Source organism: Myxococcus xanthus (assembly GCF_013116825.1).
GTDB classification, from domain to species: Bacteria; Myxococcota; Myxococcia; order Myxococcales; family Myxococcaceae; genus Myxococcus; species Myxococcus xanthus_B.
The window spans coordinates 35,058-54,906 of the sequence record NZ_JABFNS010000053.1 but is presented as its reverse complement, the minus strand read 5'-3'; the positions used below and the strand labels follow the sequence as shown (position 1 = coordinate 54,906).

At 69.7% G+C, this 19,849-nt stretch carries 21 protein-coding genes and 1 pseudogene; 8 read left to right on the top strand and 14 right to left on the bottom strand.

All coding sequences use genetic code 11. The annotated features are described in order from the left end of the window. Positions 1 to 277: pseudogene (locus HNV26_RS17540) on the bottom strand (sulfatase-like hydrolase/transferase); the annotation flags it as partial. A gap of 462 nt (positions 278 to 739) precedes the next feature. Between HNV26_RS17540 and HNV26_RS17535 the strand changes: the two are divergent. The 6 genes from HNV26_RS17535 to HNV26_RS17510 all read left to right on the top strand — a co-directional run bounded on the left by HNV26_RS17535 (position 740) and on the right by HNV26_RS17510 (position 7,174). Continuing rightward, positions 740 to 1,258: an NADH-quinone oxidoreductase subunit C gene (locus tag HNV26_RS17535; protein WP_020478794.1), complete on the top strand. Its 519-nt coding sequence runs from the start codon at positions 740 to 742 to the stop codon at positions 1,256 to 1,258. Positions 1,259 to 1,270: 12 nt separating this feature from the next. After that, a complete protein-coding gene (gene nuoD, locus HNV26_RS17530; RefSeq protein ID WP_090488985.1) occupies positions 1,271 to 2,518 on the top strand; it encodes an NADH dehydrogenase (quinone) subunit D in 1,248 nt (415 codons plus the stop codon). Next, positions 2,515 to 4,395, top strand: a complete 1,881-nt coding sequence (locus HNV26_RS17525) for an NADH-quinone oxidoreductase subunit G (RefSeq protein ID WP_171443386.1) — start codon at positions 2,515 to 2,517, stop codon at positions 4,393 to 4,395. The genes nuoD and HNV26_RS17525 overlap by 4 nt, the downstream gene beginning before the upstream one ends. 2 nt (positions 4,396 to 4,397) lie before the next feature. Then, positions 4,398 to 5,846 carry a complex I subunit 1/NuoH family protein gene (locus HNV26_RS17520; protein WP_171443387.1) on the top strand — a complete coding sequence of 483 codons (1,449 nt, stop codon included), beginning with the start codon at positions 4,398 to 4,400 and terminating at the stop codon, positions 5,844 to 5,846. 42 nt (positions 5,847 to 5,888) lie between these two features. Next, positions 5,889 to 6,653, top strand: coding sequence for a NuoI/complex I 23 kDa subunit family protein (locus HNV26_RS17515; RefSeq protein ID WP_090488990.1), 765 nt, complete (start codon positions 5,889 to 5,891; stop codon positions 6,651 to 6,653). 155 nt (positions 6,654 to 6,808) lie between these two features. Then, positions 6,809 to 7,174: a (2Fe-2S) ferredoxin domain-containing protein gene (locus tag HNV26_RS17510; protein ID WP_171443388.1), complete on the top strand. Its 366-nt coding sequence runs from the start codon at positions 6,809 to 6,811 to the stop codon at positions 7,172 to 7,174. Between the two features lies 1 nt (position 7,175). Here HNV26_RS17510 and HNV26_RS17505 read toward each other — a convergent pair whose 3' ends face one another. After that, positions 7,176 to 9,716: an adenylate/guanylate cyclase domain-containing protein gene (locus HNV26_RS17505; protein ID WP_171443409.1), complete on the bottom strand. Its 2,541-nt coding sequence runs from the start codon at positions 9,714 to 9,716 to the stop codon at positions 7,176 to 7,178. Between the two features lie 143 nt (positions 9,717 to 9,859). On the opposite strand from HNV26_RS17505, the gene HNV26_RS17500 reads away from it, so the two are divergent. Next, positions 9,860 to 10,711, top strand: a complete 852-nt coding sequence (locus tag HNV26_RS17500; RefSeq protein WP_216612437.1) for a hypothetical protein — start codon at positions 9,860 to 9,862, stop codon at positions 10,709 to 10,711. 25 nt (positions 10,712 to 10,736) lie between these two features. On the opposite strand, the gene HNV26_RS17495 is transcribed toward HNV26_RS17500, so the two are convergent. The 8 genes from HNV26_RS17495 to HNV26_RS17460 all read right to left on the bottom strand — a co-directional run bounded on the left by HNV26_RS17495 (position 10,737) and on the right by HNV26_RS17460 (position 14,943). Further along, positions 10,737 to 11,660 (bottom strand): hypothetical protein, encoded by a 924-nt coding sequence (locus tag HNV26_RS17495; protein WP_171443390.1) that lies wholly within the window; start codon positions 11,658 to 11,660, stop codon positions 10,737 to 10,739. Between the two features lie 111 nt (positions 11,661 to 11,771). After that, the gene (locus HNV26_RS17490; RefSeq protein WP_171443391.1) at positions 11,772 to 12,071 is read right to left on the bottom strand and encodes a YtxH domain-containing protein; all 300 of its coding nucleotides are present in this window, start codon (positions 12,069 to 12,071) and stop codon (positions 11,772 to 11,774) included. A gap of 39 nt (positions 12,072 to 12,110) precedes the next feature. Beyond that, positions 12,111 to 12,545, bottom strand: a complete 435-nt coding sequence (locus HNV26_RS17485; RefSeq protein ID WP_171443392.1) for a hypothetical protein — start codon at positions 12,543 to 12,545, stop codon at positions 12,111 to 12,113. A gap of 35 nt (positions 12,546 to 12,580) precedes the next feature. Then, positions 12,581 to 12,781, bottom strand: coding sequence for a hypothetical protein (locus HNV26_RS17480; protein WP_090489004.1), 201 nt, complete (start codon positions 12,779 to 12,781; stop codon positions 12,581 to 12,583). A 38-nt stretch (positions 12,782 to 12,819) separates the two neighbouring features. Then, positions 12,820 to 13,041, bottom strand: a complete 222-nt coding sequence (locus tag HNV26_RS17475; RefSeq protein WP_090489005.1) for a DUF3618 domain-containing protein — start codon at positions 13,039 to 13,041, stop codon at positions 12,820 to 12,822. After that, positions 13,031 to 13,492, bottom strand: a complete 462-nt coding sequence (locus tag HNV26_RS17470) for a phage holin family protein (RefSeq protein WP_090489007.1) — start codon at positions 13,490 to 13,492, stop codon at positions 13,031 to 13,033. The genes HNV26_RS17475 and HNV26_RS17470 overlap by 11 nt, the downstream gene beginning before the upstream one ends. 144 nt (positions 13,493 to 13,636) lie before the next feature. Next, positions 13,637 to 14,401 carry an endonuclease/exonuclease/phosphatase family protein gene (locus HNV26_RS17465; protein ID WP_171443393.1) on the bottom strand — a complete coding sequence of 255 codons (765 nt, stop codon included), beginning with the start codon at positions 14,399 to 14,401 and terminating at the stop codon, positions 13,637 to 13,639. Between the two features lie 17 nt (positions 14,402 to 14,418). Beyond that, entirely contained in the window at positions 14,419 to 14,943 is a 525-nt protein-coding gene (locus tag HNV26_RS17460) for a hypothetical protein (protein ID WP_171443394.1), read from the bottom strand. A gap of 300 nt (positions 14,944 to 15,243) precedes the next feature. On the opposite strand from HNV26_RS17460, the gene HNV26_RS17455 reads away from it, so the two are divergent. Next, positions 15,244 to 16,233 carry a M23 family metallopeptidase gene (locus HNV26_RS17455; RefSeq protein ID WP_171443395.1) on the top strand — a complete coding sequence of 330 codons (990 nt, stop codon included), beginning with the start codon at positions 15,244 to 15,246 and terminating at the stop codon, positions 16,231 to 16,233. Positions 16,234 to 16,239: 6 nt separating this feature from the next. On the opposite strand, the gene HNV26_RS17450 is transcribed toward HNV26_RS17455, so the two are convergent. The 4 genes from HNV26_RS17450 to HNV26_RS17435 all read right to left on the bottom strand — a co-directional run bounded on the left by HNV26_RS17450 (position 16,240) and on the right by HNV26_RS17435 (position 19,830). Next, entirely contained in the window at positions 16,240 to 17,022 is a 783-nt protein-coding gene (locus HNV26_RS17450; protein ID WP_171443396.1) for an enoyl-CoA hydratase/isomerase family protein, read from the bottom strand. Then, complete coding sequence (locus tag HNV26_RS17445) at positions 16,971 to 17,672, bottom strand: TetR/AcrR family transcriptional regulator (protein WP_171443397.1); 702 nt, start codon at positions 17,670 to 17,672, stop codon at positions 16,971 to 16,973. The genes HNV26_RS17450 and HNV26_RS17445 overlap by 52 nt, the downstream gene beginning before the upstream one ends. A 108-nt stretch (positions 17,673 to 17,780) precedes the next feature. Continuing rightward, complete coding sequence (locus tag HNV26_RS17440) at positions 17,781 to 19,319, bottom strand: Ig-like domain-containing protein (RefSeq protein WP_171443398.1); 1,539 nt, start codon at positions 19,317 to 19,319, stop codon at positions 17,781 to 17,783. Between the two features lie 160 nt (positions 19,320 to 19,479). After that, on the bottom strand, positions 19,480 to 19,830 hold the full coding sequence (locus tag HNV26_RS17435) for a helix-turn-helix domain-containing protein (protein ID WP_002634858.1): 351 nt from the start codon (positions 19,828 to 19,830) through the stop codon (positions 19,480 to 19,482). Positions 19,831 to 19,849: the final 19 nt, after the last annotated feature.

Here is a 19,849-nt window from a genome sequence, read left to right as displayed (position 1 = left end):
GCCCCCAGGCACGCGCAAGCAATGTCCCCGCCACGGCCAGCACCATGCCTGCCACGGCATACACGGCAGCGATTCGCAACAGCAGGCCCGGGAGGACGGGCCGCACGGCCGCCATCAACGCGGCGTAGGGGCCATCCACCGGGATGTCCATGCCCACGACACCCGAGCGCAGCAGCAGCCACGACTCGGCGGCGAACAGCAACACACCCAGCACGGCCCCCACGAGCAGGCGCGGCCACCAGGAACGGAGAATGCCGGAAGGGGGGGATTCGGGCATGACCTCCTCTTCTATACCTGATTGAAACAGGCGTGTGCCGGCCGGACGACCGCCCCGCGCCAACGTGCCCTCCGCGCGAGGGCCTTGCAGAATCGACGGAGGGAGTCCGCCTCGACGGGCAGCCGGCGAGGCCCTGCCTCACCTCATGGCGTCCATCCCGATGACAGCCAGGCCCTTCGCCTGGGTGCCGGTGAATCCCACCTCCACGCCCGGCAAGTGACGGCCCATGGCCACCTTTACACCCAGTGTAGGACAGCTCGGAGTCGCGCTCGCGGCCGGCTGATCCACCCCCTGTCCTGGCCGCCGCCCATCTTCGCACCCGGTTTCGCGCAACGCCCGCTTCTGGGCCTCCTAAGTGGGCTACATGGTTGAGGGTTTACGTTGACGCACCCGCCGAGGGCTCCTTATAAAGCCGCGGATTCTTCTCCCTTAGTCATTGGGGCACCCTTGAGCACTTTCGCGTTGGACAGGGTCTCCGCCCAGCTCCCAGAGGCGGTGGCGGATCGCTACGTGGATCGGACCGGAGGCGCCTGGGCCGTCATCCATGCAGACTCGCTCCCGAAGGTCGCCGCGTTCCTGAAGAACGACCCGGAGCTGGAGTTCAAGCTGTTCGGCTCCATCGACGCCGTGGATCGGCTGCACCTGGCGGAGAACGACCCTCGCTTCGAGGTCGTCTACTTCCTCTACTCCCTCAAGCGGCACGAGCACGTGCGGCTCAAGGTGCGGGTGAGTGAAGCCAACCCGGTGGTGCCCACCCTGGTGCCGCTCTTCCGCGGCGCCAACTGGTGGGAGCGGCTGACCTTCGACTTCTACGGCATCCGCTTCGACGGGCACCCGGACCTGCGCCGCATCCTCCTCTACGACGAGTTCGAGGGGCACCCCCTGCGCAAGGACTACGCGCTGCGTGACCGGCAGCCGCTCATCCCCGAGCGCCCCATCAAGGACATCTTCCGCGGTCCTGGCACCAGCGGGCTCTCCTGAGCGAGGACATCCATGGCTGACACCCTCAAGCCCGAAGCGCCGAACCCCGACACCGACGCGTACGCCCACGAGTCGGAGCTGGACGCCCACCTCCAGACCAAGCGGATGGTCATCAACATGGGCCCCTCCCACCCGGCCACGCACGGCACCGTGCGGCTGAAGGTGGAGCTCGAGGGTGAGACGATCGTCAAGATCGACCCTGAGATCGGCTTCCTGCACCGCGGCTTCCAGAAGAGCTGCGAGAACGTCACGTGGACGCAGTGCCTGCCCTACACGGACCGGCTCAACTACCTGTCCGCGATGATGAACAACTTCGGGTTCCTCAACGCCGTGGAGAAGCTCATCGGCCTGGAGATTCCCGAGCGCGCCCAGTACATCCGCGTCATCGGCTCCGAGCTCCACCGCCTGACGGACCACCTGACGTGCGTGGGCGCCACCGGCCTGGAGATGGGCGGCTTCGCGCCGTTCCTCCTCGCCATGGAGTTCCGCGAGCTGCTCCATGACCGCACCGCCGAGCTGACGGGCGCGCGCCTCACCACCAGCTTCGGCCGCGTGGGTGGCAGCAACCGCGACCTGCCCGAGGGCTGGATTCCCCGCGTCCACAAGACGCTGGACCAGGGCCTGGCGCTGCTCGACGAGATGGAAGGCCTGCTGACGAACAACCGCATCTTCGTGGACCGCACGAAGGGCACGGGTGTCATCAGCGCCGAGGACGCCATCGAGTTCGGCTACACCGGCCCCGCCCTGCGCGCGTGCGGCGTGGACTACGACATCCGTAAGACGAAGCCCTACTGGGTCTACGACCGGTTCGACTTCGACATCCCGGTGGGCGAGCACGGCGACAACTACGACCGCTACCTGGTCCGGCTCGAGGAGATGCGCCAGTCCATCCGCATCCTGCGCCAGGCCATGGACACCATCCCCGCGGGCCCCATCATCGTGGATGACTGGCGCATCGCGCTGCCGCCCAAGCCCGAGGTCTACGGCACCATCGAAGGCGTGATGTCGCACTTCAAGCTGGTGATGGAGGGCATCCAGGTGCCCGCCGGCGAGGTGTACGACGCCACCGAGGCCTCCAACGGCGAGCTGGGCTGGTACCTGGTGAGCGACGGCCGCGGCCGTCCCTACAAGGTCCACGTTCGCGCCCCGGGCTTCCCGGTGCTCGCGGCCGTCCCCCACATCATCGAAGGCAAGATGCTGGCGGACCTCATCCCTACGTTTGACACCATCAACATGATCGGCGGCGAGGTCGAGCAGTGAGCGACAACGACACGAAGAAGCCCACCGGTGATGCGCAGCCGCCTCCGAAGGGGGCGCCCACGGACACCCCCGCGGCCAAGATTGGCTCGGAGCCGTCCAACCCGCCCGCCGGCGCGAAGCTGGACAACCCGCCCGCCGCCGCCAGCGGCCCCACGGGGACGCCGCCGCCCAAGCCGCCCTCCGGCCCGCCGCCCAAGCCGGCGCCGAAGAACCCGGGGTTCATCACCGCCACCATCGACGGCAAGGAAGTCGTGGTGAAGCCGGGGACGAACATGATCGAGGCGGCCAAGGCGGTCGGCTCGGACATCCCCTACTACTGCTACCACCCGCGCCTCTCCATCGCGGCCAACTGCCGCATCTGCCTCATCGAGGCGTCCAACGCGCCCAAGATGGTGCCCGCGTGCCAGACGCCCATGGCCGAAGGCCAGGTCGTCAAGACGACCACGCCCAAGGTGAAGGAGCAGCAGCGCGCGGTGATGGAGTTCCTGCTGCTGAACCACCCGGTCGACTGCTCCATCTGCGACCAGGCCGGTGAGTGCAAGCTGCAGGACTACTACATGAAGTACGACTACCGGCCCTCGCGCCTGGAGGGCACCAAGGCCCTCAAGAACAAGCGCAAGGTGCTGGGGCCCCGCGTCGTCATCGACCAGGAGCGCTGCATCATGTGCACCCGCTGCGTGCGCGTGATGAACGAGGTGGCCAAGGAGCCGCAGCTGGGCGTGTTCGGCCGCGGCAGCCACGAGCGCATCGACGTGTTCCCGGGCAGCGAGCTGAACAGCAACTACTCCCTCAACACCGTGGACGTGTGCCCGGTGGGCGCGCTGCTCAGCCGCGACTTCCGCTTCAAGGCGCGCGCGTGGTTCCTGTCCGCCACCCCGTCGGTGTGCACCGGCTGCTCGCGCGGCTGCACCACCTACGTGGACTGGATGTCGCAGGACTCGTACCGCTACCGCCCGCGGGAGAACGAGGCCATCAACAAGAGCTGGATGTGCGACGAGGGCCGGCTCACCTACAAGTACCTGAACCTGGGCCGCGTGCTCCAGGCGCAGGTGGGCCGCCGCGCCAACCGCGCCGGTGAGGCGGTGCCCGTCACCACGCGCAAGGAAGCGGCCCAGGCCGCGGCCAAGGCGCTGCGCTCGGTGCAGGGCAGCAAGCAGCTGGCGGTGCTGGCCTCGCCCCTGGCCTCCAACGAGGACCTGCTGGCCGGGCTGAACTTCGCCAAGAGCACGCTGGGCGTGTCCACCGTGTACGTGGGCGGCCGTCCTTCGGGCGCCGCCGACCACTTCCTGATGACGGCGGACAAGAACCCCAACCGCAAGGGCCTGGAGCTCATCGCGAAGGGGCTGGGCCTCAAGCTGGAGACCTTCGACGCGCTCACCACCGCGCTGAAGGCGGGAACGGTGAAGGCGCTCTACGCCATCGGCACCGAGGTGCCGGGCAACGTGGACGCCTTCGCGGAGGCCGCGGCTCAGCTGGACGTGTTCGTGGCGCAGGCCTTCACCGAGTCCGCCATCACCGCGCAGGCCACGGTGCTGCTGCCGGCCTCCGTCCCTGTCGAGGACGAGGGCTCGTTCGTGCAGCAGGACGGCATCATCCAGCGCTTCCGCAAGGCGTACCCGCCCAAGGGCGACGTCGTCCCGGGCTGGGAGTGGGTCAGGGAGCTGACGAGCGAGCTGGGTGGCGAGTCCACCTGGAAGCGCGCCGTCGACGTGTGGCGCGAGCTGGCTGGCAAGGTGGCCGAGTTCGCGGAGTTCAACTGGGAGAAGGCGTCTCCGGCGGACCGGGAGAAGCCGGGCATCAATCCGCTGCCGGCAGGTGCCGACGGTCGCCCCGCGGGGTACCGTGAGTTCGGCACGCCTCGGGTGAGGGGTATCTAGTCATGAGCCGCGTACTGACGATTCTCGTCGCCATGTTCACCATCGTCTTCCTGATGGCGGGTGGCATGGCGTCGGCCTACCTCGTGGGTGGCCTGGTGGAGGAGCACTGGTTCACTGGCGCGAGCCGGCTGACCAACGTGCTGTTCCTCGTCCTCATCTTCGTGATGGTCATCGCCACGCTGCTGACCATGGCGGAGCGCAAGTGGAGCGCGTTCATCCAGGACCGCATGGGTCCCAACCGCGCCCGCATCGCCCTGCCCGGCCTGAAGAACCGCTCGCTGGGCGGCCTCCCGCACATCCTCACGGACGTGCTGAAGATGCTGACCAAGGAAGACCTGATTCCGGCCGCCGCGAACCGGTTCATGTTCAACCTGGGCCCCATCCTGGCCTTCGCGCCCACCTTCGCCCTGTTCGCCGTGGTGCCCGCCGGTCCGTCCGTGCAGGTGTTCGGCCGCAACGTGGACATGGTGGTGGCCACGCCGGACTTCGGCGCCCTCTACGTGCTCGCCATCGCCTCGCTGGCCGTCTACGGCACCGCGCTGGCCGGCTGGGCCTCCAACAACAAGTTCGGTCTTCTGGGCGGCGTGCGCGCCACCTCGCAGATGATCGCCTACGAGGTCGCGCTCGGCCTGTCCCTGGTCGGCATCTTCCTCACGTTCTCCTCGGTGCAGTTCCCGGCCATCATCGGTGACATCGGCAACGCGCTCACCGGCGGCACCGGCCAGGGCCGCTACCTGTGGCGCACGGACGGCGCCTTCGACCTGGGGCTGCCCGCGTGGGGCATCTTCATCCAGCCGCTGGGCTTCCTGCTCTTCTTCGCCGCGTCCTTCGCGGAGACCAAGCGCGCCCCGTTCGACCTGCCGGAAGGCGAGTCGGAGATCATCGGCTACTTCGTTGAGTACTCCGGCATGAAGTTCGGCCTCTTCATGATCTCCGAGTTCGTGGAGGTCGTGGTGCTGGCCGGCGTGACGACGGCGTTCTTCTTCGGCGGCTACCACCTGCCCTTCGGCAACGAGTGGCTGGCCAACCTGCCCATCATGCAGGAGCACGGCTGGCTGCTGGGCACCATCCTGGGCACGGTGTTCTGGCTGAAGGTGCTGTTCCTCATCTGGGTGCAGCTGCTCATCCGCTGGACGTTCCCCCGCTTCCGCTACGACCAGATTCAGTCGCTGGGCTGGAAGATCCTCCTTCCCCTCGGCCTGGCGAACGTGTTCGTGACCGGTGCGCTGGTCCTCTGGGATCCGTCCCTGCGGGCGCTGGCGGTCCTCGGCATCGCGGAGATTGGTATCCTGGTGGTGTTGACCACGACGACGAAGGTCCCCGCGGGCGGTGCGCACGGGGCGCACGTCGGCCATGGTCACGACCACGGGCATGCCCACGCCCACGGTGGGCACGGTGCCCATGACCTGCCGGCGCACGCCCACGGCGTGGCCCCGGCCTCCACCCACTAGGCCGCCCCTTTCGGCCCCAGCATCCGGGAATCGAGAACCATCATGGCCTACAAGGTAAGCAAGGACCCTCGCACGGACATCCGCGAGCGGACCTATGTGCCCAACCTGCTCCGCGGCCTGGGCATCACCGCGAAGCACTTCTTCCGCAACCTCTTCGGGACGCGTGACACCAACACGCAGGTGGTGGACCGCACCGGCGCCAGCCTGATGACGACGGTGGCGTACCCCGAAGAGAAGCCCATCTACCCCGAGGGCTACCGCGGCCTGCACCGGCTGGTTCCGCGCGAGGACGGCAAGCCGCGCTGCGTGGCTTGCTACATGTGCGCCACCATCTGCCCGGCGCAGTGCATCTACATCGAGGCGGGTGAGTACGAGGACGAAGCCTCGGACTCCGAGGACCGCGTCATCGAGAAGTACCCCACCCAGTTCGTCATCGACGAGCTGCGGTGCATCGTGTGCGGCCTCTGCGTGGATGCGTGCCCCAAGGACGCCATCCGCATGGACACCTACATGCACACCCCGCCCGAGTACACGCGGCAGAACTTCGTCTACGACATCCCGAAGCTGCTCAAGGGCGCGCCGGTGTCCCACCCGTCGGACCCGTGGAACAAGCGCGAGGGCTCCGAGGAGCCGCACCACGTCCACAAGGAAGCGCACACGCGCATCGGCGAGGGACTGGTGGAGCTGAAGCTGCCGCACGGAGAGCACGGCGGCCACGGCAAGGCGCTGCCCGCGGGGGCCCAGGCGGGCCACCAGGCCGTCGTCACGCAGCAGGGCCCCATCCAGGTGACGAAGTTCATCAAGTGAATCCAGATTCCCAGTGAGGCCGTAGCGGCCTCACCAGGACTCCCGGCCCGCCCTCCCGCGTTGAAGCGGAAGGCGGGCCGGCGCTTTTTCAGGGGGCTGGTGGTGAAGCTGAACCTCTTCAATACGCTTGATGCCGACCTCCCGGAGACGCCGCCGTGAAGCGCTACCGCTTGTCGGTGTGCAAGGGCTCCAGTTGCAAGGCGGGCGGCGCGGACGCCGTCTACGCCGAGGCCCGGGACGCCCTCTCCGGCCAGGGGCTGGTGCCGCGCTGTGAGCTGTACCGCGGCGGCTGCTACGGCTTCTGCCACATGGGGCCCAACGTCGTCGTCCGTGAGGACACCGGCCGCAAGAGAGACCCGCTCTCTCCCGAGGACTACCAGCTCATGGGCTGGCCGGGAGAGGTGTACTACTCGGCGATGACGGCGGAGAAGATGCGCCGCGTGGTGGCGGAGCACATCGCGAAGGACGCCCCGGTGAAGGAGCTCTTCGGCCAACCGGACTCGGACGACGGCGAGGCGTGACTCACGCCGCCGCGGCGGTGGGCTCGCCCTCCTCCATGCCGTGCACGCCGTCCCAGTCCGCGGGCGGCGGCGTGACGAGGAAGCGGGCGCAGCGGCCGGCGTAGAGCGCGGCGACGGTGTCCTGGTACTCGTGTGCAGCGCGCTCGAAGAGGGCATGCGCCTCCGCGAAGCGGCGCTGGTGGTAGGCGGTGAGGGCCTGCTCGTGGAGCGCGAGCTGCTCCTGCATGCGGGGCGTGATTTCTCCGCGGCGCGCCACCAGCTCATGCACGCGCACCGGCTGCGGCCGGCCCTTGAAGCGCACCAGGTCCACCAAGCGGAAGACGTAGCTGCCGCTGGCGAGCTGCGCGGTGGTGTCCCCGGCCAGCACGAAGGTGCCGTACACCTTGTTGATGGCCTCCAGCCGCGAGGCCAGCCCCACCGCGTCTCCGAGCACGGTGTAGTTGGACTTCATCTCGCTGCCCAGGTCGCCCACCACCAGCTCCCCGGTGTCCACGGCCGCGCGGAAGCTGAGGCGGTGGCCGTACTTCTTCTCCCAGGCGGACTGACGCTCGGTCAGCACCTCCCGCATCTTCAGCGCCGCCTCGCAGGCCAGGTGCGCGTGGCGGTCCGTGCGCACCGGCGCGCCCCAGAAGGCCAGCACCGAGTCGCCGATGTACTTGTCCACCTGCCCCGCCGTGGACCGCACCACCGCGGAAATCTCGGTGAGGTACGCGTTGAAGAGGCCCACCAGTTGCTCGGGCGGCATGCTCTCCGACAGCCGCGTGAAGCCTTCGATGTCACAGACGTACACGGACATCTTCCGGCGCTCGGGGCGCATCAGGCTCAAGTCCCTCGCCACCAGGCGGGCCACGTCCGGGCTGACGTAGCGGCCGAGCGCGTTGTGCACGAAGTCGCGAATCTGCCGCTCCGTCCCGTAGGCGTAGCGGATGGTGGCGACGAAGGCGCCCACCATGGCCAGCAGCGGCCCGGCCATGGCCACCCACAGCCGCTGTTCGACGAAGACGTACGCGGCACCGAAGGCGTAGCCCGCGGCCGCCGCCACCAGGAAGCCCACGTAGAGCACGGCGCCGCGCACCGAGCGCAGCAGGAAGCTGAGCGACAGCGCCAGGAAGGCGCCGAGGAAGGCCAGCCCCACCGTGAGGAGCAGGTCCAAATCCGGCGCCGCGCGGGTGATGCCCTCCGAACGGAGGATGTTGGCCAGCGCCTGCCCCAGAATCGCGCCCCCCGGCGTCTCCGGGCCCAGGGGCGTGGAACGCAGGTGCGCGGACTCGCCGGCGGTCCGCGTGAGGACGACGGTGCGGCCTTCCAGGTCGTTCTCGAAGCGCGCGGGGCGCTCGTCCGCCACGTCGAAGACGTTGAGGAGCACGTTCCACGCGCGGATGGAGCGCGCCAGCGAGCCGCGTGAGCCCCGGCCCGCGTTGGGCGCATCCCAGCGCAGCAGGCTCAGGCCCGAGGCGCTCATCGGGAACGCGTACTGGTCCCCCACGTGCAGCTTGCCGTCCGCGTAACGGAGCGAGCGCGTACCGGCGAGCCGCATGGCCGCGGCCAGGGGCAGCGACGGCAGGATGTGGCGCTTGCCGCGCACGGTGTAGCTCATGAGGTGCGCCACGGCGCGCACGCGCCCGTCCCGGCCCGCCACGAGCGTGGACGCACCGAACCCCGCGCTTCCGCTCAACAGCGGCACCACCGGGTGCTGAATCTGGCGCAGCTCGATGAGGTTCGCCGCGTCCAGTCCCTCCACCTGGACCTCCGCCAGCGCGATGAAGAGCTCCGTGGGGCCCACGCGGTAGCTGTCGTCCGCGGCGCGGCGCTCCTCGAGGACATGCGCGGTGACGCCCAGGCGTGAGCCCAGCGCCCTGCCGTCCGCGTCGTCCATGGCGCCCCCCCAGACCTCCACCTGGCTGCCCGCGGGGATGATGAAGGCCGGGCGCTGCGCCGCGAGCACGGCCTGCGCGCGCAGGGAGGCCGCCTCGGACGCGTCATAGACGCCCAGCTTCACGCGGTACGGCCACAGGCGGTTGGCGGGGGGCAGCACCCGAGGCCCCTGCGCTTCCCAGGTGAACGACAGCAGCGCCCGGCCCGGGTCCTTCGCCAGCTGCGCGGCGAAGGCCGCGTCATCGCAGGAGAGCGACGAGGCCGACGCGGGCGAGGCTTCAGCGCAGGCGTTGGGGCTCAGGTCCGTGAAGGGCAGGTCCACGAGCACCAGCAGCGCCCCCTCCTGGACCAGCCGATGCACCATTCGGCCCACGAGCTGGCGCGGCCAGGGCTGCGTGGCGACGCCAGGGCGCACATCCTGGCGGGCCTCGGCCAGCGTCTCGTCGTCGATGGCGATGACGACGGCCTCGTCGGGACGCTCGGAGCGCTCGCCCAGCTCCCGCACGCGCCAGTCGTAGGTGACACGCTCCCAGCCTTCCAGCCAGGCCTGCGCGGCATCCACCGCCGCGGAGGGGACCCACGCCGACTGCGGGTCCTTGGGCGGCACGATGCCTGGGGGGCGCAGGTACACGAGCAGCCCCAGCACGCCTCCGAAGAGGAGGGCCATCAACAGGGAGACGCCAAGCCGCTTCAGGAAGCGCCGGCCTGCGGAGTGAACGCGGTGACCTTGCACGGGTGGCCCGGAGGATACCCCGAGATGGGCCCGAGCGCGGTCGCCGTTGCGGGGGTGCCTGCTATGCTCGTGCTCCCATGAAACGCACCCTGGTGTCCGCAGCGCTCGCCGCCTCCTCCCTCGCCTTCCTGGCTTGCGACCTGGAGCAGCTCACCGCCGACCACGTCATGGTCGGCACGCTGCTCTCCACCCCCGAGGTGGAGGTCTCCGCTTCCGCGTTGGCCGGCTATGACGCGGGCACCTTCGGCCCGGACGGTGGCGACGTGCTCGCCCTGCCCGCGCAGACGGCCGCCATCGTCTTCTTTGGCAGCAAGACGGGTGAGGATTCGCAGCCCTCCGGCCTGGCGGGGGCCGAAATCGCGGTGCAGCCGGTCGGTGGCGAGGCCACGGAGCTCGCGGACGAGGGCTCCGGCAACTACCGCCGCACCAGCGTGGGCGCCTCCGACTTCACCTACCAGCCCGGCGCCACCTACCAGTTCATCGCGAACCGGGGTGGCACGCGCTACGTGGGCCAGGTGGACGACGCGCCGATGAAGGAGACCATCGCCGCGCTGCACCCGCCCGAAGGCTTCCTGCGCATCGACGCGAGCACGCCCCTGTCCTTCGACCGGCCGGCGCCCCCGGCGAATACGGACCGCACGCTCGGCTTCGTCACCGTGGTGCCCTTGAGCGCCGAGGGCGCGCAGGGCGAGCCGACGTACACCAACCTGCCCTCCACGCCGGTCCAGTTCCTCCAGCTGGTGGGCCTGCCGGGCCCGTACCGCGAGGCCCGCGTGACGATTCCGGGCACCGCCTTCCCCCAGCGCGAGCAGACCTACCTGGTCATCTTCCACGCCGTGCGAATGGGCGGCGCCGAATCCGGCAACCTGTTCCTCGGCAGCGCGCTGCTGGCGGGTACCGCCGAGGTGGGCGTGGTGCGCACGCGGTAGGACGGCCCCGCCGGCGCGAGGCGCGTCAGCCCACTTCGATGTCCAGCCCGATGCGCCCTTCCAGCTTGAGGCGCAGCAGGTGCCCCGCGAAGCGCTCGGACTCCTCGCGGGAGAGGACGTTGCGGAAGGCCGTCCCGTCCGCGACCTCCACCTCCAGCACCACGCCCCGCTGAAGCAGCCGGAAGAAGTCCTCGCCTCCCGAAGGGCGCGGAACGAACACGGGGAGGAAGCCCTTCAGCGGCACCACCTCCCCTGCCTCCCGCACGCGCGACTCCAACCCCACCGCGTCCGGACGCACTTCGTCCGCGGCCACGCCCGCGTCGGCATAGAGCGGCGCGGGCGGCAACGACACGTCCTCGGTCGCGTCATCCAGCAGGAAGCCGTACCGGGACGGAATCCTGGCCGCGAACAGGAAGCACAGCAGCACGGGCGTGTCTCCGGACACGCGCTCCAGATGAAGAATCGCGCGCTCCGTCCCCACACGGCGCAGCAGCAAGGTCAGGGACGGGCGGCTCGCGCTCAGGTAGCGCTGGACGCGGTCCTTGAGCGTGGCCCGAATCTCCGTGAAGGCCTCGGCATGCTTCGCCTCGCTCTCCGCCTCTCGCCGGGCAAGCGCGTCGCGGGCCTGCGTCAGCTTGTCCTCCGCGTCCCGAAGGAAGTCCCCTGGAGCGGCGGGCGGAGTCACCAGCGCGGGCTCGGCGCCCGACGAAGGTGTCAGCCCCGCGGCGCGCACCGCGCCCAACAGGAACGAGCCCTGCTGCTCCAGCCGCTCGCGCTCCTCACGGAAGCGCAGGCGCGACGCCGCGTGCTCCACCTGGAGTTCCAGCCACGCCTCATACCCGGACTCCAGCGTCTCCAGCGCGCGCAGCCGCGCCAGCGCCGCGTCCGGGCTCACGCCCTGGCTGGCCCCGGCGTGCTTCACCATCCCACCCTGCGTCGTCTCGCTCACGGCCGTGGACTCTAACCGGCTCCAAACGGGAAGGCCCCCACCCGCGGCCGTTGCCGGCGCGAATGGAGGCCCTTGGCCCCCTCCGGGGCCGTGTGCGGCGGATGCCGCGAATCAGGCGGTGCGGGACACGGAGCCCTGCGGGCCCGTCTGCGCCGCGCCCTCGGAGGAGCGGCCGACCGCGTTGGACAGGTACTCCTGGCCGCTGTGCAGGCGCTGACGGAGGTCATCGCGCAGCTGGTTGCCCGGCTTGGGCGCCAGCAGCAGGCCCAGGCCCGCGCCCACGAGGATGCCCGCGGCGAAGGCGCCCACGACGGGCAGGAGCGTGTCCACCGTGTCCCGACGCGTCTCCAGGCCCACCAGGTGCAGCAGGTCGTCCTTGTCCAGCTTCTTGAGGTTGTTGAAGTTCACCATTTGAGACTCCGGGGTTGTGGGGTGGAGGAAAGCCCGGCCTCAGTACGTCGGCGGGCGAGGAGTGCCTGCGGAAGTGGCGTTCGCCGAGGCGGAGCCTTGCGGGCTCGGACCCGCCATACCACGTCCAGTCTGATAGCCCTGGAAGGCCGATTCCGCCATGCCCAGCAGCTCATCCTTGACCAGTGGCAGCGCCGCGAGGCGAACGCCGAGCCGGAGGATGCGCGCCGTCAGCGGCGTGAAGAGCCCGCCGCCCAACAGATAGCCGACGCCCACGGCGGCCGCCATCATCCCGTACGGGTTGCGCTCCACGCGCCCCCGCAGGTCCAGCGTCTGCCCCAAGTCCGTCACCGCGCCGCGCGCGTCGGACCAGAGCTGCTGCGCGTCGCTGCCAATGTGGTCCACTCGCTGCCCGAAGCCGCCGCCCTGCGGGTCCTGCGGCGAGCCATTGCCCGATGCACCTGGAAACGTCGTCATGCGTTCACCCTCTCGTGTGGTTCCAGCGCGCGTCTTCAGCGGCGCGAGGCAATGCGGCCGACGAGGAAACCCACGGCCACGGCGCCCAGCAGGCACGTGCCGGGATTGGCGCGGATGAAGCTCACCACGCGGTTGTTCAGGTCCACGATGTTCTGACGGGCCTCGTCAATCTGCGGCACCACGCGGTCCTGAAGCTCACGCGCCTTGTCGGCCATCTGCTGCGGATTCATCTCCATCGAAGCCATCTCCTCAATTGGGGGTACTACGGCAGTCGTCAGTCGCGCGAGCCCAACCAGAAGCCCACCACGAACGCCGCGCCTACACACGCGTAGGGATTGCGGCTCACCCACTGGCGCCAGTCGGCGGCCACGGCCACTTCTTCGCGAAGGGCACTCACGGACGTGGCCAGCTCGGCGCGCGTGCGCTCGATTTCGGCACGCAGGTCCGCGCTGCTGCGGGGGCTGTAGGCCTTGGGCTGTCCATTGCTACCGGCCATGCGGGGGCTCCTTGAAGAGTTCACGGTTCGTCCCCTGGAGCGCGTTCACGGATGCGCTGGGGGCGGCGTTGGTGAGCGCGGCCACGCTGAGCGAGAGCTCCTGCGACGTATCGTCCATCATCCGGCGCGCCTTCAGCCGGTTCACCGCCCACATCGCGCCGCCCGCGCCTCCCACCAGATTCAGCAGGCCGATTCCAGCCAGCGCCCCGGACCATCCCAACCACGTGGACAGCCACGCCGCCAACGCCGCGCACACGAAGCCATAACCCACGAGGATGAAGGGCACGAAGGCCACGATCATCGCCACGTCCAGGCCCGTGGCCTTGACGTCCTCGGCCAGCTCCATGCGCGCCAGCTGCAGGTGCTGGGTCACCAGCCGGCTGAAGCCGTCGGCCATGCGCCCGACGAGCGCGGAAATCCCGCGCTCTGCCTGTTCACTTCCCACGTGCATGCGCTCTCCGGCCGACGCATACGGCCTCTCAGGTGCGGGCCAACCTAGGCATGCACCTGTTCCGCGACAACCACGTCACGGAGTTTTTGTCCGGCGCACGCAAGCGTCGGCCAGTGAACGCGCGCGTCGGCCCATCCGCCCAGTCTACCCGATGAGCTGCACAGGAGGAGAGACGGAAGGCTCCACGGCGACGGGGGCCTCGAAGCGCAGCACGAGGGGCAGGTGATCAGACGCCACCCGGCTCAACTCCGTCCGGTGAGGATGGATGGACAGTGGGCGCACGCCCGCGTCCACGAAGATGCGGTCCAGCCGCAGCAGGGGCAGGCGCGTGGGATATGTGCGAGCGGGCGCGCCGAGCTCCAGCGCCGCGTCGTGGATGGCCTGGCGCACCAGCGAGGGCACCGGGCCATTCCCCCAGTAATTGAAATCTCCACACACCACCAACGGGGCCTTCCGCGCGGCATCGCGGAGGATGTCCGAGGACAACAGCAGCGCCTCCTGCCTGCGCCGCTCCCCCAGGCGCAGGCCCAGGTGGAGGGAGAAGACGTGGAGCTGCAGCCCTCCCCCGATGTCCAGGTCGCAGCGCAGCGCACCGCGAGGCTCGCGGCGGCCCACGCTCAAGTCGTAGTTCTTCGACTTGACGATGGGCAGCCGCGACAGGATGGCGTTGCCGTAGCGCCGGCCGTTGCGCACGACATTGGGACCAAAGGCCATGTGCAGCCCGAGCATGTCCGCCAGGTGTTCGGGCTGGTCCTCCCGAGGCGTCACCGCGCGAAAGTCGCCTACCTCCTGGAGCGCGACGATGTCCGCGTCCACTTCGCGGAGCACCGCGCCCACGCGGCCCAGGTCGAAGCGGCCGTCCGTTCCGATACCACTATGGATGTTGTACGAAACGAGCCTCAGCTCCACGCGCGCCGCTCACCCAATCAGGACAGAGGAAGGATGCGGCCCGCGGCCATGCGGACGACCGTGACGGGCAGCAGGATGAGCCGGGACACGGCCTTGATGGCGTCGCCCAGGCCCCCCCGCAGGGCCTGGAGCTGGTGCTCCGCCTCGTCGCGAATCTCTGGCAGCCGCCCGCGCGGCGGTTGCTCGCGCGTGGGTGGCAGCGCGCCAATCGGCGCCGTTCCTCCCACGACGGGCGCGGAGGTCGTGCGCGCCTTGCCCTTCGGCGCGCCACGTGCCGCCTTGAACTCCGGACCGTGGGAGAACTTGGCGTCGGGCTCGGGCCGCGCCAGTTCCTCCAACTGCGCCTCCATCTGATGCGCGATGTAGAGCTCTTCCGTCTCCGCGAAGCGCTTGCCGTAGTGAACGCCCTCGTGGCTCTCCATGGCCCCGGGATGCGCCTTGGAGTGGGCCAGCCGCGCCTTGTCCTGCCGACGCAGGCTTCGCTTCGGCGCCGGCAGCGTCTTCGGAACCTGGTAGTGGTCAAAGCTATAGGGACGAGGCATCCGCGAATCTCCCAATCAACGAGTCCGTTCAGAAGCTAGGAAGCCCCCAGTCCCCCGGGTACGCCTTGACGGGATGCGCCCTGGTGGCCCGCCTGCCCTGCGGCCAGGCAAGCGACGCGCGGACGAGATGCGTCGTCCAAGTACCGACAACCTCTGGCGTCGGCTCCGCGCAGAGGAGGCGTGCGGCCATCATCCCACCCAGGCGACGGGCCGAGCGCTTTCAAGGGGCGGAGCAGGCGTCCGGCGGCTCAACACCACACTCCGGGAAGAGTTGCGCGCGACGTGGTGTAAAAACGGCCCATGGCTTCGCACGCTCCCGGCCGGAAGTATTCCAAGTCCCCTTTCCTGCTCCTCGCCCTGCTCGCACTTGGAGCGAAGGCCGGTGCGGCCGGAACCGCCTCGGTCCCCGTGCGCGCGTCCAGCGAGGACGCTTCCCTGGAGGCCCCTCCCCAGCTGACGCTGCAGCCCGGCACCGCCAAGCCGGGAGACCCGGTGCTGGTGACGGTGAGCGGCATGACGGCGCCTCCCACCGGCACGCTCGCTGGACGCGCGCTGCGCTTCTTCCCCTGGGGTGATGGCTATCTGGCCGTCGCCGGCCTGCCGGTGGAGATGGCGCCCGGCGCGGCGCAGGTGACGGCCATGGGCCCCGTCACGCCGGGCGCGCCGCAGGTGGAGCTGACGGGCACGCTGGACGTCGTGGAGTCCGGCTACCCGTCTCGCGAGCTGCGCGTGGCCGGCAAGTACGTGAAGCCGCCCGCGTCGGTGCGCAAGCGCATGGCCGCGGACCGCCGCGCCTTCGCTGAAGCCTTCGCCCAGGAGTTCAGCGCGCCGCACTTCGCGCAGAACTTCGCGTGGCCGAGGGCGGACCGCATCACCGCGCCCTTCGGCGACCGCCGCACCTTCAACGGAAAGCTGTCCAGTCAGCACTTCGGCGTGGACATCGACGGGGACCCGGGCACGCCCGTGCAGGCCGCCAACGACGGCACGGTGGTGATGGCGCGCGACAACTACGCGGCGGGCAACACCGTGCTGGTGCACCACGGCGCGGGGCTCTACACGGCGTACTTCCACCTGTCCCGCATCGACGTGAAGACGGGCACCCGGGTGAAGCAAGGCCAGCTGTTGGGCAAGGTGGGCAGCACCGGCCGCGTCACCGGCCCGCACCTGCACTGGGGCGTGAAGGTGGACGGGCTGTGGGTGGACGGAGAGCGCCTGCTGAAGCTGGACTTCTTCCCGCACCTGCCGGCCAGCGTCGCCCGGGGCGGCAACGCCGAGATGGGCACGCAGTAACCGGCGTCAGCGGTCGTTCCACTTTGGGGGACGCTTCTCCAGGAACGCGGAGATGCCCTCCCCCGCGTCGTCCGCCAGCACGTTCAGCGACAGCTGCGAGGCCAGGTACTCCAGCGCGGCGGGCAGCGGCAGGTCCTCGGCGGTGAAGAAGGCACGGCGCCCCAACGCCAGCACCGCCTGGCTCTTTCCCGCCAGCTTTCCCGCGAGCGTGCCCACCGCGGCGTCCAGCTCCGCGGCCGGCACCACGCGGTTGAGCAGCCCCAACGTCAGCGCCTCGCGCGCGGGCAGCCGGTCTCCGGTGAGCACCAGCTCCAGCGCACGCTTGCGGCCCAGGTGACGCTGGAGCAGCGCCATCATCATCATCGGGAAGAGGCCCACGTCGATTTCGGGCGTGCCCAGGTCCGCGCCCTCCACGGCGACGGCCAGGTCACACGCGAGCACCAGCCCCAGGCCACCCGCCAGCGCGTGCCCGTTGACGCGCGCCACGGTGGGCTTGCGCAGCTCCTGGAAGCGCGCCAGCAGCCGCCCATAGGAACGGCGGCCCTCGTGCGTGGACAGGAAGCCCTCGTCACCGGCCATGGTTCCCAGGTCCCCGCCCGCGCAGAAGACCTTCTCACCGGCGCCCGTCAGCACCACCACGCGCGCCGAGGTGTCGGAGTCGGCCCGCTCCAGCGCGGCCATCAGCTCGCGCACCACCCCGGGGGACAAGGCGTTGCGAGCCCTGGGCCGGTCAATGGTCAGGAGCGCTTGGGCGCCTTGGACTTCGTAGCGGACTTCTCCGGCTTCCATTCGGACGTCTCCGCTGCCTGGGCCCCCGTGAGGACGCCGTAAAGGAAGGAGTCGGCAATCTGCGACTTCGCCCGCTCCAGCGCGTCGGGGTCGCGCGCGTCAGCCAACCCCACGACGAAGGCGGTGAGCGCCATCTCGATGTTGCCGAAGAGGAGCGCGGAGGCCAGGTGCGGATCCAACCCCGGCCGCAGTTCGCCCCGCTCCTGCGCGGCGTTGAAGAGCGCCGAGCTGAGCCGGATGGCATCCACGAAGGCCGTCTGCCGGTTGATGCGCGAGCCCGCCGGGCTGCGCGCAATCTCCAGGATGAGCACCTTCACCGCGCGCGGATCCACCCGGTAGGCCTCGAAGGCCACCTCGACGATGCCGCGGACCTTCTCCGCCAGCGGGCCTTCGCCCTCCACCACCGCGCGCACGCGCGTGACGAAGCCGCTCCAGCCGGTGTCGAACACCGTCTCGAGCAGCTCATCCTTGTTCTTGAAGTAGTGGTAGACGAGCCCGTACGCGACGCCGGCCTCCTTCGCCACGTCCGCGATGCGGCAGCCGTGGTAGCCCTTGCGCGCGAACACGTCGATGGCCGCGCGGAGGATGGTGCGGCGGCGCTCGCTTTCGCGCGTGCCACTCTCCGCCGCCGGCTTGCTCTGCTGACCCACGGTTGTCCTCCACCGGCGGGTGATTCGCCAGTCAACCAGCGGAGAACCTACGGAGGGCGGGCCCTGGGGTCAATGCCTTCGTGGGCCCGCCCGGCGAAACGACGGAGACTACTCCACCGTGCCCCGCACGATGGGTCCCTGGACGATGGCCTCGTGGCCCTCCAGCTGTGCCGCCGTGTACTTGCAGATGGGCGTCACCCTCCAATCAACCGGGGGGTTGAAGACCGGCGGCGGGGGGCCTTCGGCGGGCGGCTCGTGCGCATCGCTGACCAGGTACGTCTCGAAGTTGAAGGACGGGTAGGTCAGCGCGATGCCCGTGTTGGCCGGGGACACCGTGACGGGGCCGGACGCGCCGCCACTGCAACCGTCATTGCCGCTGTTCTGGGCCATGCGGTTGTACCAGGGGTCCGAGACGATGAATGAAATCGAGATGCCACCGAAGTGGTTGATGAGCGGCGGCGGCGCGTTGGGCGGCGGGTCGAGCTGCCGCTGCGTCTGGTCCTTGTCCAGCGCGTGGGGCATGCCCGTCCAGAGGATGCGCTCCTGCACCCAGATGAGCGTGCTGGCGTCGTGCTGGCCATTCTTGCCCGTCCAGCGACCGTCGCCGTTGGTGTCCACGTAGCGCTCGCCCGGGTCCCACGTGCCGTTGTCGTTGTTGTCGACGAAGGGCTCGGTCAGGTCCTCGAACGGCTCGCCCGTGTCCCAGGCGCCGTTGTTGTTGAGGTCGTCGAAGGCCTCCTCACCGCTGGTGATGGCGATCAGCGAGACCAGGTTGTCACGCGGGTTGAGGACGATGCCGGGGCGGATGGGGTCCGGGCGGCGCGGCTCCGGACGGTCCTGCTGCGGCTGCGGGGCGTTGCCGTAGGCGGCAATGGGGTTCTCGTCCCAGAGGAAGGGGTGCATCCACAGCGGCGCCAAGTACTCGCCCGTGTGGGTCGCGTCCTTCTGCGGGTTCCAGCTGAAGATGCCCGGCTCCACGTCCTGCGGCAGCGGCAGGGACGTCTTGTAGAGGACCTCCGCGTTGCCCACCACGTCGGTGACGGACACGGCGCTGGGACCGATGGTGCCCGCCTCCGTGAGGAAGGACACCTGGGCGCCCACCACACCGTCACCGTTGCGATCGCCCACGTGGGCGATGCACCGGACCTTCACGCCCGCGATGAGGGCGCGCGTCTCGTCCCAGGCGCCAACGGCGTGGTGAAGACCGGAGCCGTCACCCGAGAACGAGCCACACTGGAAGGTGAACTGACGCGAGTTCGAGTTGGTGCCCGCGAAGCTGACCACCGGCGAGACGGCTCGCTTCATCTCGGCACCCGTGCCGGCGGTGGCGATGACCACGGCGGAGGCCACCCGGCCGCCGCGCGCCGTCATCTGCACGGACACGATACCGTCACCCGTGTTGGTGACACCCTCCGTGGGCGACAGCTCGACGCCCGGAACGGGGGACTCCAGCGTGAAGGACACCGGCGTACCCGCCTGCGGCTGGCCTCGGGAGTCCACCGCGCGGAAGCGCAGCGTGGTGATTTCTCCCAGTCGCGGCTGAGCCGGTGACTGGTCCACGAATTCAAGTGTGGCGGGGGCCGACGGCGAGCATGCGACAAACAGCAGGCTCGCGAAGGCCACCCACGGGGCCAGACCCGGACGCATCAGTGGAAACTCCTTGAAGGCGATGAAGGAAGCGGGCTGTACGCGAGCAGCGCACAGCGCATCTTCCTCATCTTCCCGGGCCACCTACCGTCCAGTCAAGGACAGGACAGGTGGACCGGCGCCCTCTTGCGTCCAGGGCCTGGAATCCCACGGGGCAACGTCAGGCGGCGGTGCCGCTGAACATCACCCGGGCCACGCCCAGCAGACGGTCCACGTCCCGGGCGGTGAGGCCGCGGGCGCGCGCGAAGTCAGACAGGGGCCGCAGGAGGTCCTCCGTCTGAGCAAGGGTCTGCTCCGTTCCCGTGAAGAGCTCGCCCAGGCTCACGCCCAGGGCGTTGGCCAGGGCCGCCAGCGTCTCCACATGGGGGACACGCTCGCCACGCTCGATCATGGAAAGGAACGACACACTGATCTGCGCCCGCTCCGCGAGCTCTTCCTGCGTCCAGCGCTCCGGCCGCTGTGTCCGAAGCTCGCGGATGCGCTGCCCAATTCGTTTTCCGAGGTCCGACACGAAGTACTTCTCCTGGCTG

Bases quoted from the DNA above. Each gene is read 5' to 3' on its own strand.
- nuoD (WP_090488985.1), top strand. From the start codon at position 1,271: ATGGCTGACACCCTCAAGCCCGAAGCGCCGAACCCCGACACCGACGCG.
- HNV26_RS17520 (WP_171443387.1), top strand. From the start codon at position 4,398: ATGAGCCGCGTACTGACGATTCTCGTCGCCATGTTCACCATCGTCTTC.
- HNV26_RS17515 (WP_090488990.1), top strand. From the start codon at position 5,889: ATGGCCTACAAGGTAAGCAAGGACCCTCGCACGGACATCCGCGAGCGG.
- HNV26_RS17505 (WP_171443409.1), bottom strand. From the start codon at position 9,716: ATGGCCCTCCTCTTCGGAGGCGTGCTGGGGCTGCTCGTGTACCTGCGC.
- HNV26_RS17500 (WP_216612437.1), top strand. From the start codon at position 9,860: ATGAAACGCACCCTGGTGTCCGCAGCGCTCGCCGCCTCCTCCCTCGCC.
- HNV26_RS17490 (WP_171443391.1), bottom strand. From the start codon at position 12,071: ATGGTGAACTTCAACAACCTCAAGAAGCTGGACAAGGACGACCTGCTG.
- HNV26_RS17485 (WP_171443392.1), bottom strand. From the start codon at position 12,545: ATGACGACGTTTCCAGGTGCATCGGGCAATGGCTCGCCGCAGGACCCG.
- HNV26_RS17480 (WP_090489004.1), bottom strand. From the start codon at position 12,781: ATGGAGATGAATCCGCAGCAGATGGCCGACAAGGCGCGTGAGCTTCAG.
- HNV26_RS17475 (WP_090489005.1), bottom strand. From the start codon at position 13,041: ATGGCCGGTAGCAATGGACAGCCCAAGGCCTACAGCCCCCGCAGCAGC.
- HNV26_RS17470 (WP_090489007.1), bottom strand. From the start codon at position 13,492: ATGCACGTGGGAAGTGAACAGGCAGAGCGCGGGATTTCCGCGCTCGTC.
- HNV26_RS17460 (WP_171443394.1), bottom strand. From the start codon at position 14,943: ATGCCTCGTCCCTATAGCTTTGACCACTACCAGGTTCCGAAGACGCTG.
- HNV26_RS17455 (WP_171443395.1), top strand. From the start codon at position 15,244: ATGGCTTCGCACGCTCCCGGCCGGAAGTATTCCAAGTCCCCTTTCCTG.
- HNV26_RS17450 (WP_171443396.1), bottom strand. From the start codon at position 17,022: ATGGAAGCCGGAGAAGTCCGCTACGAAGTCCAAGGCGCCCAAGCGCTC.
- HNV26_RS17440 (WP_171443398.1), bottom strand. From the start codon at position 19,319: ATGCGTCCGGGTCTGGCCCCGTGGGTGGCCTTCGCGAGCCTGCTGTTT.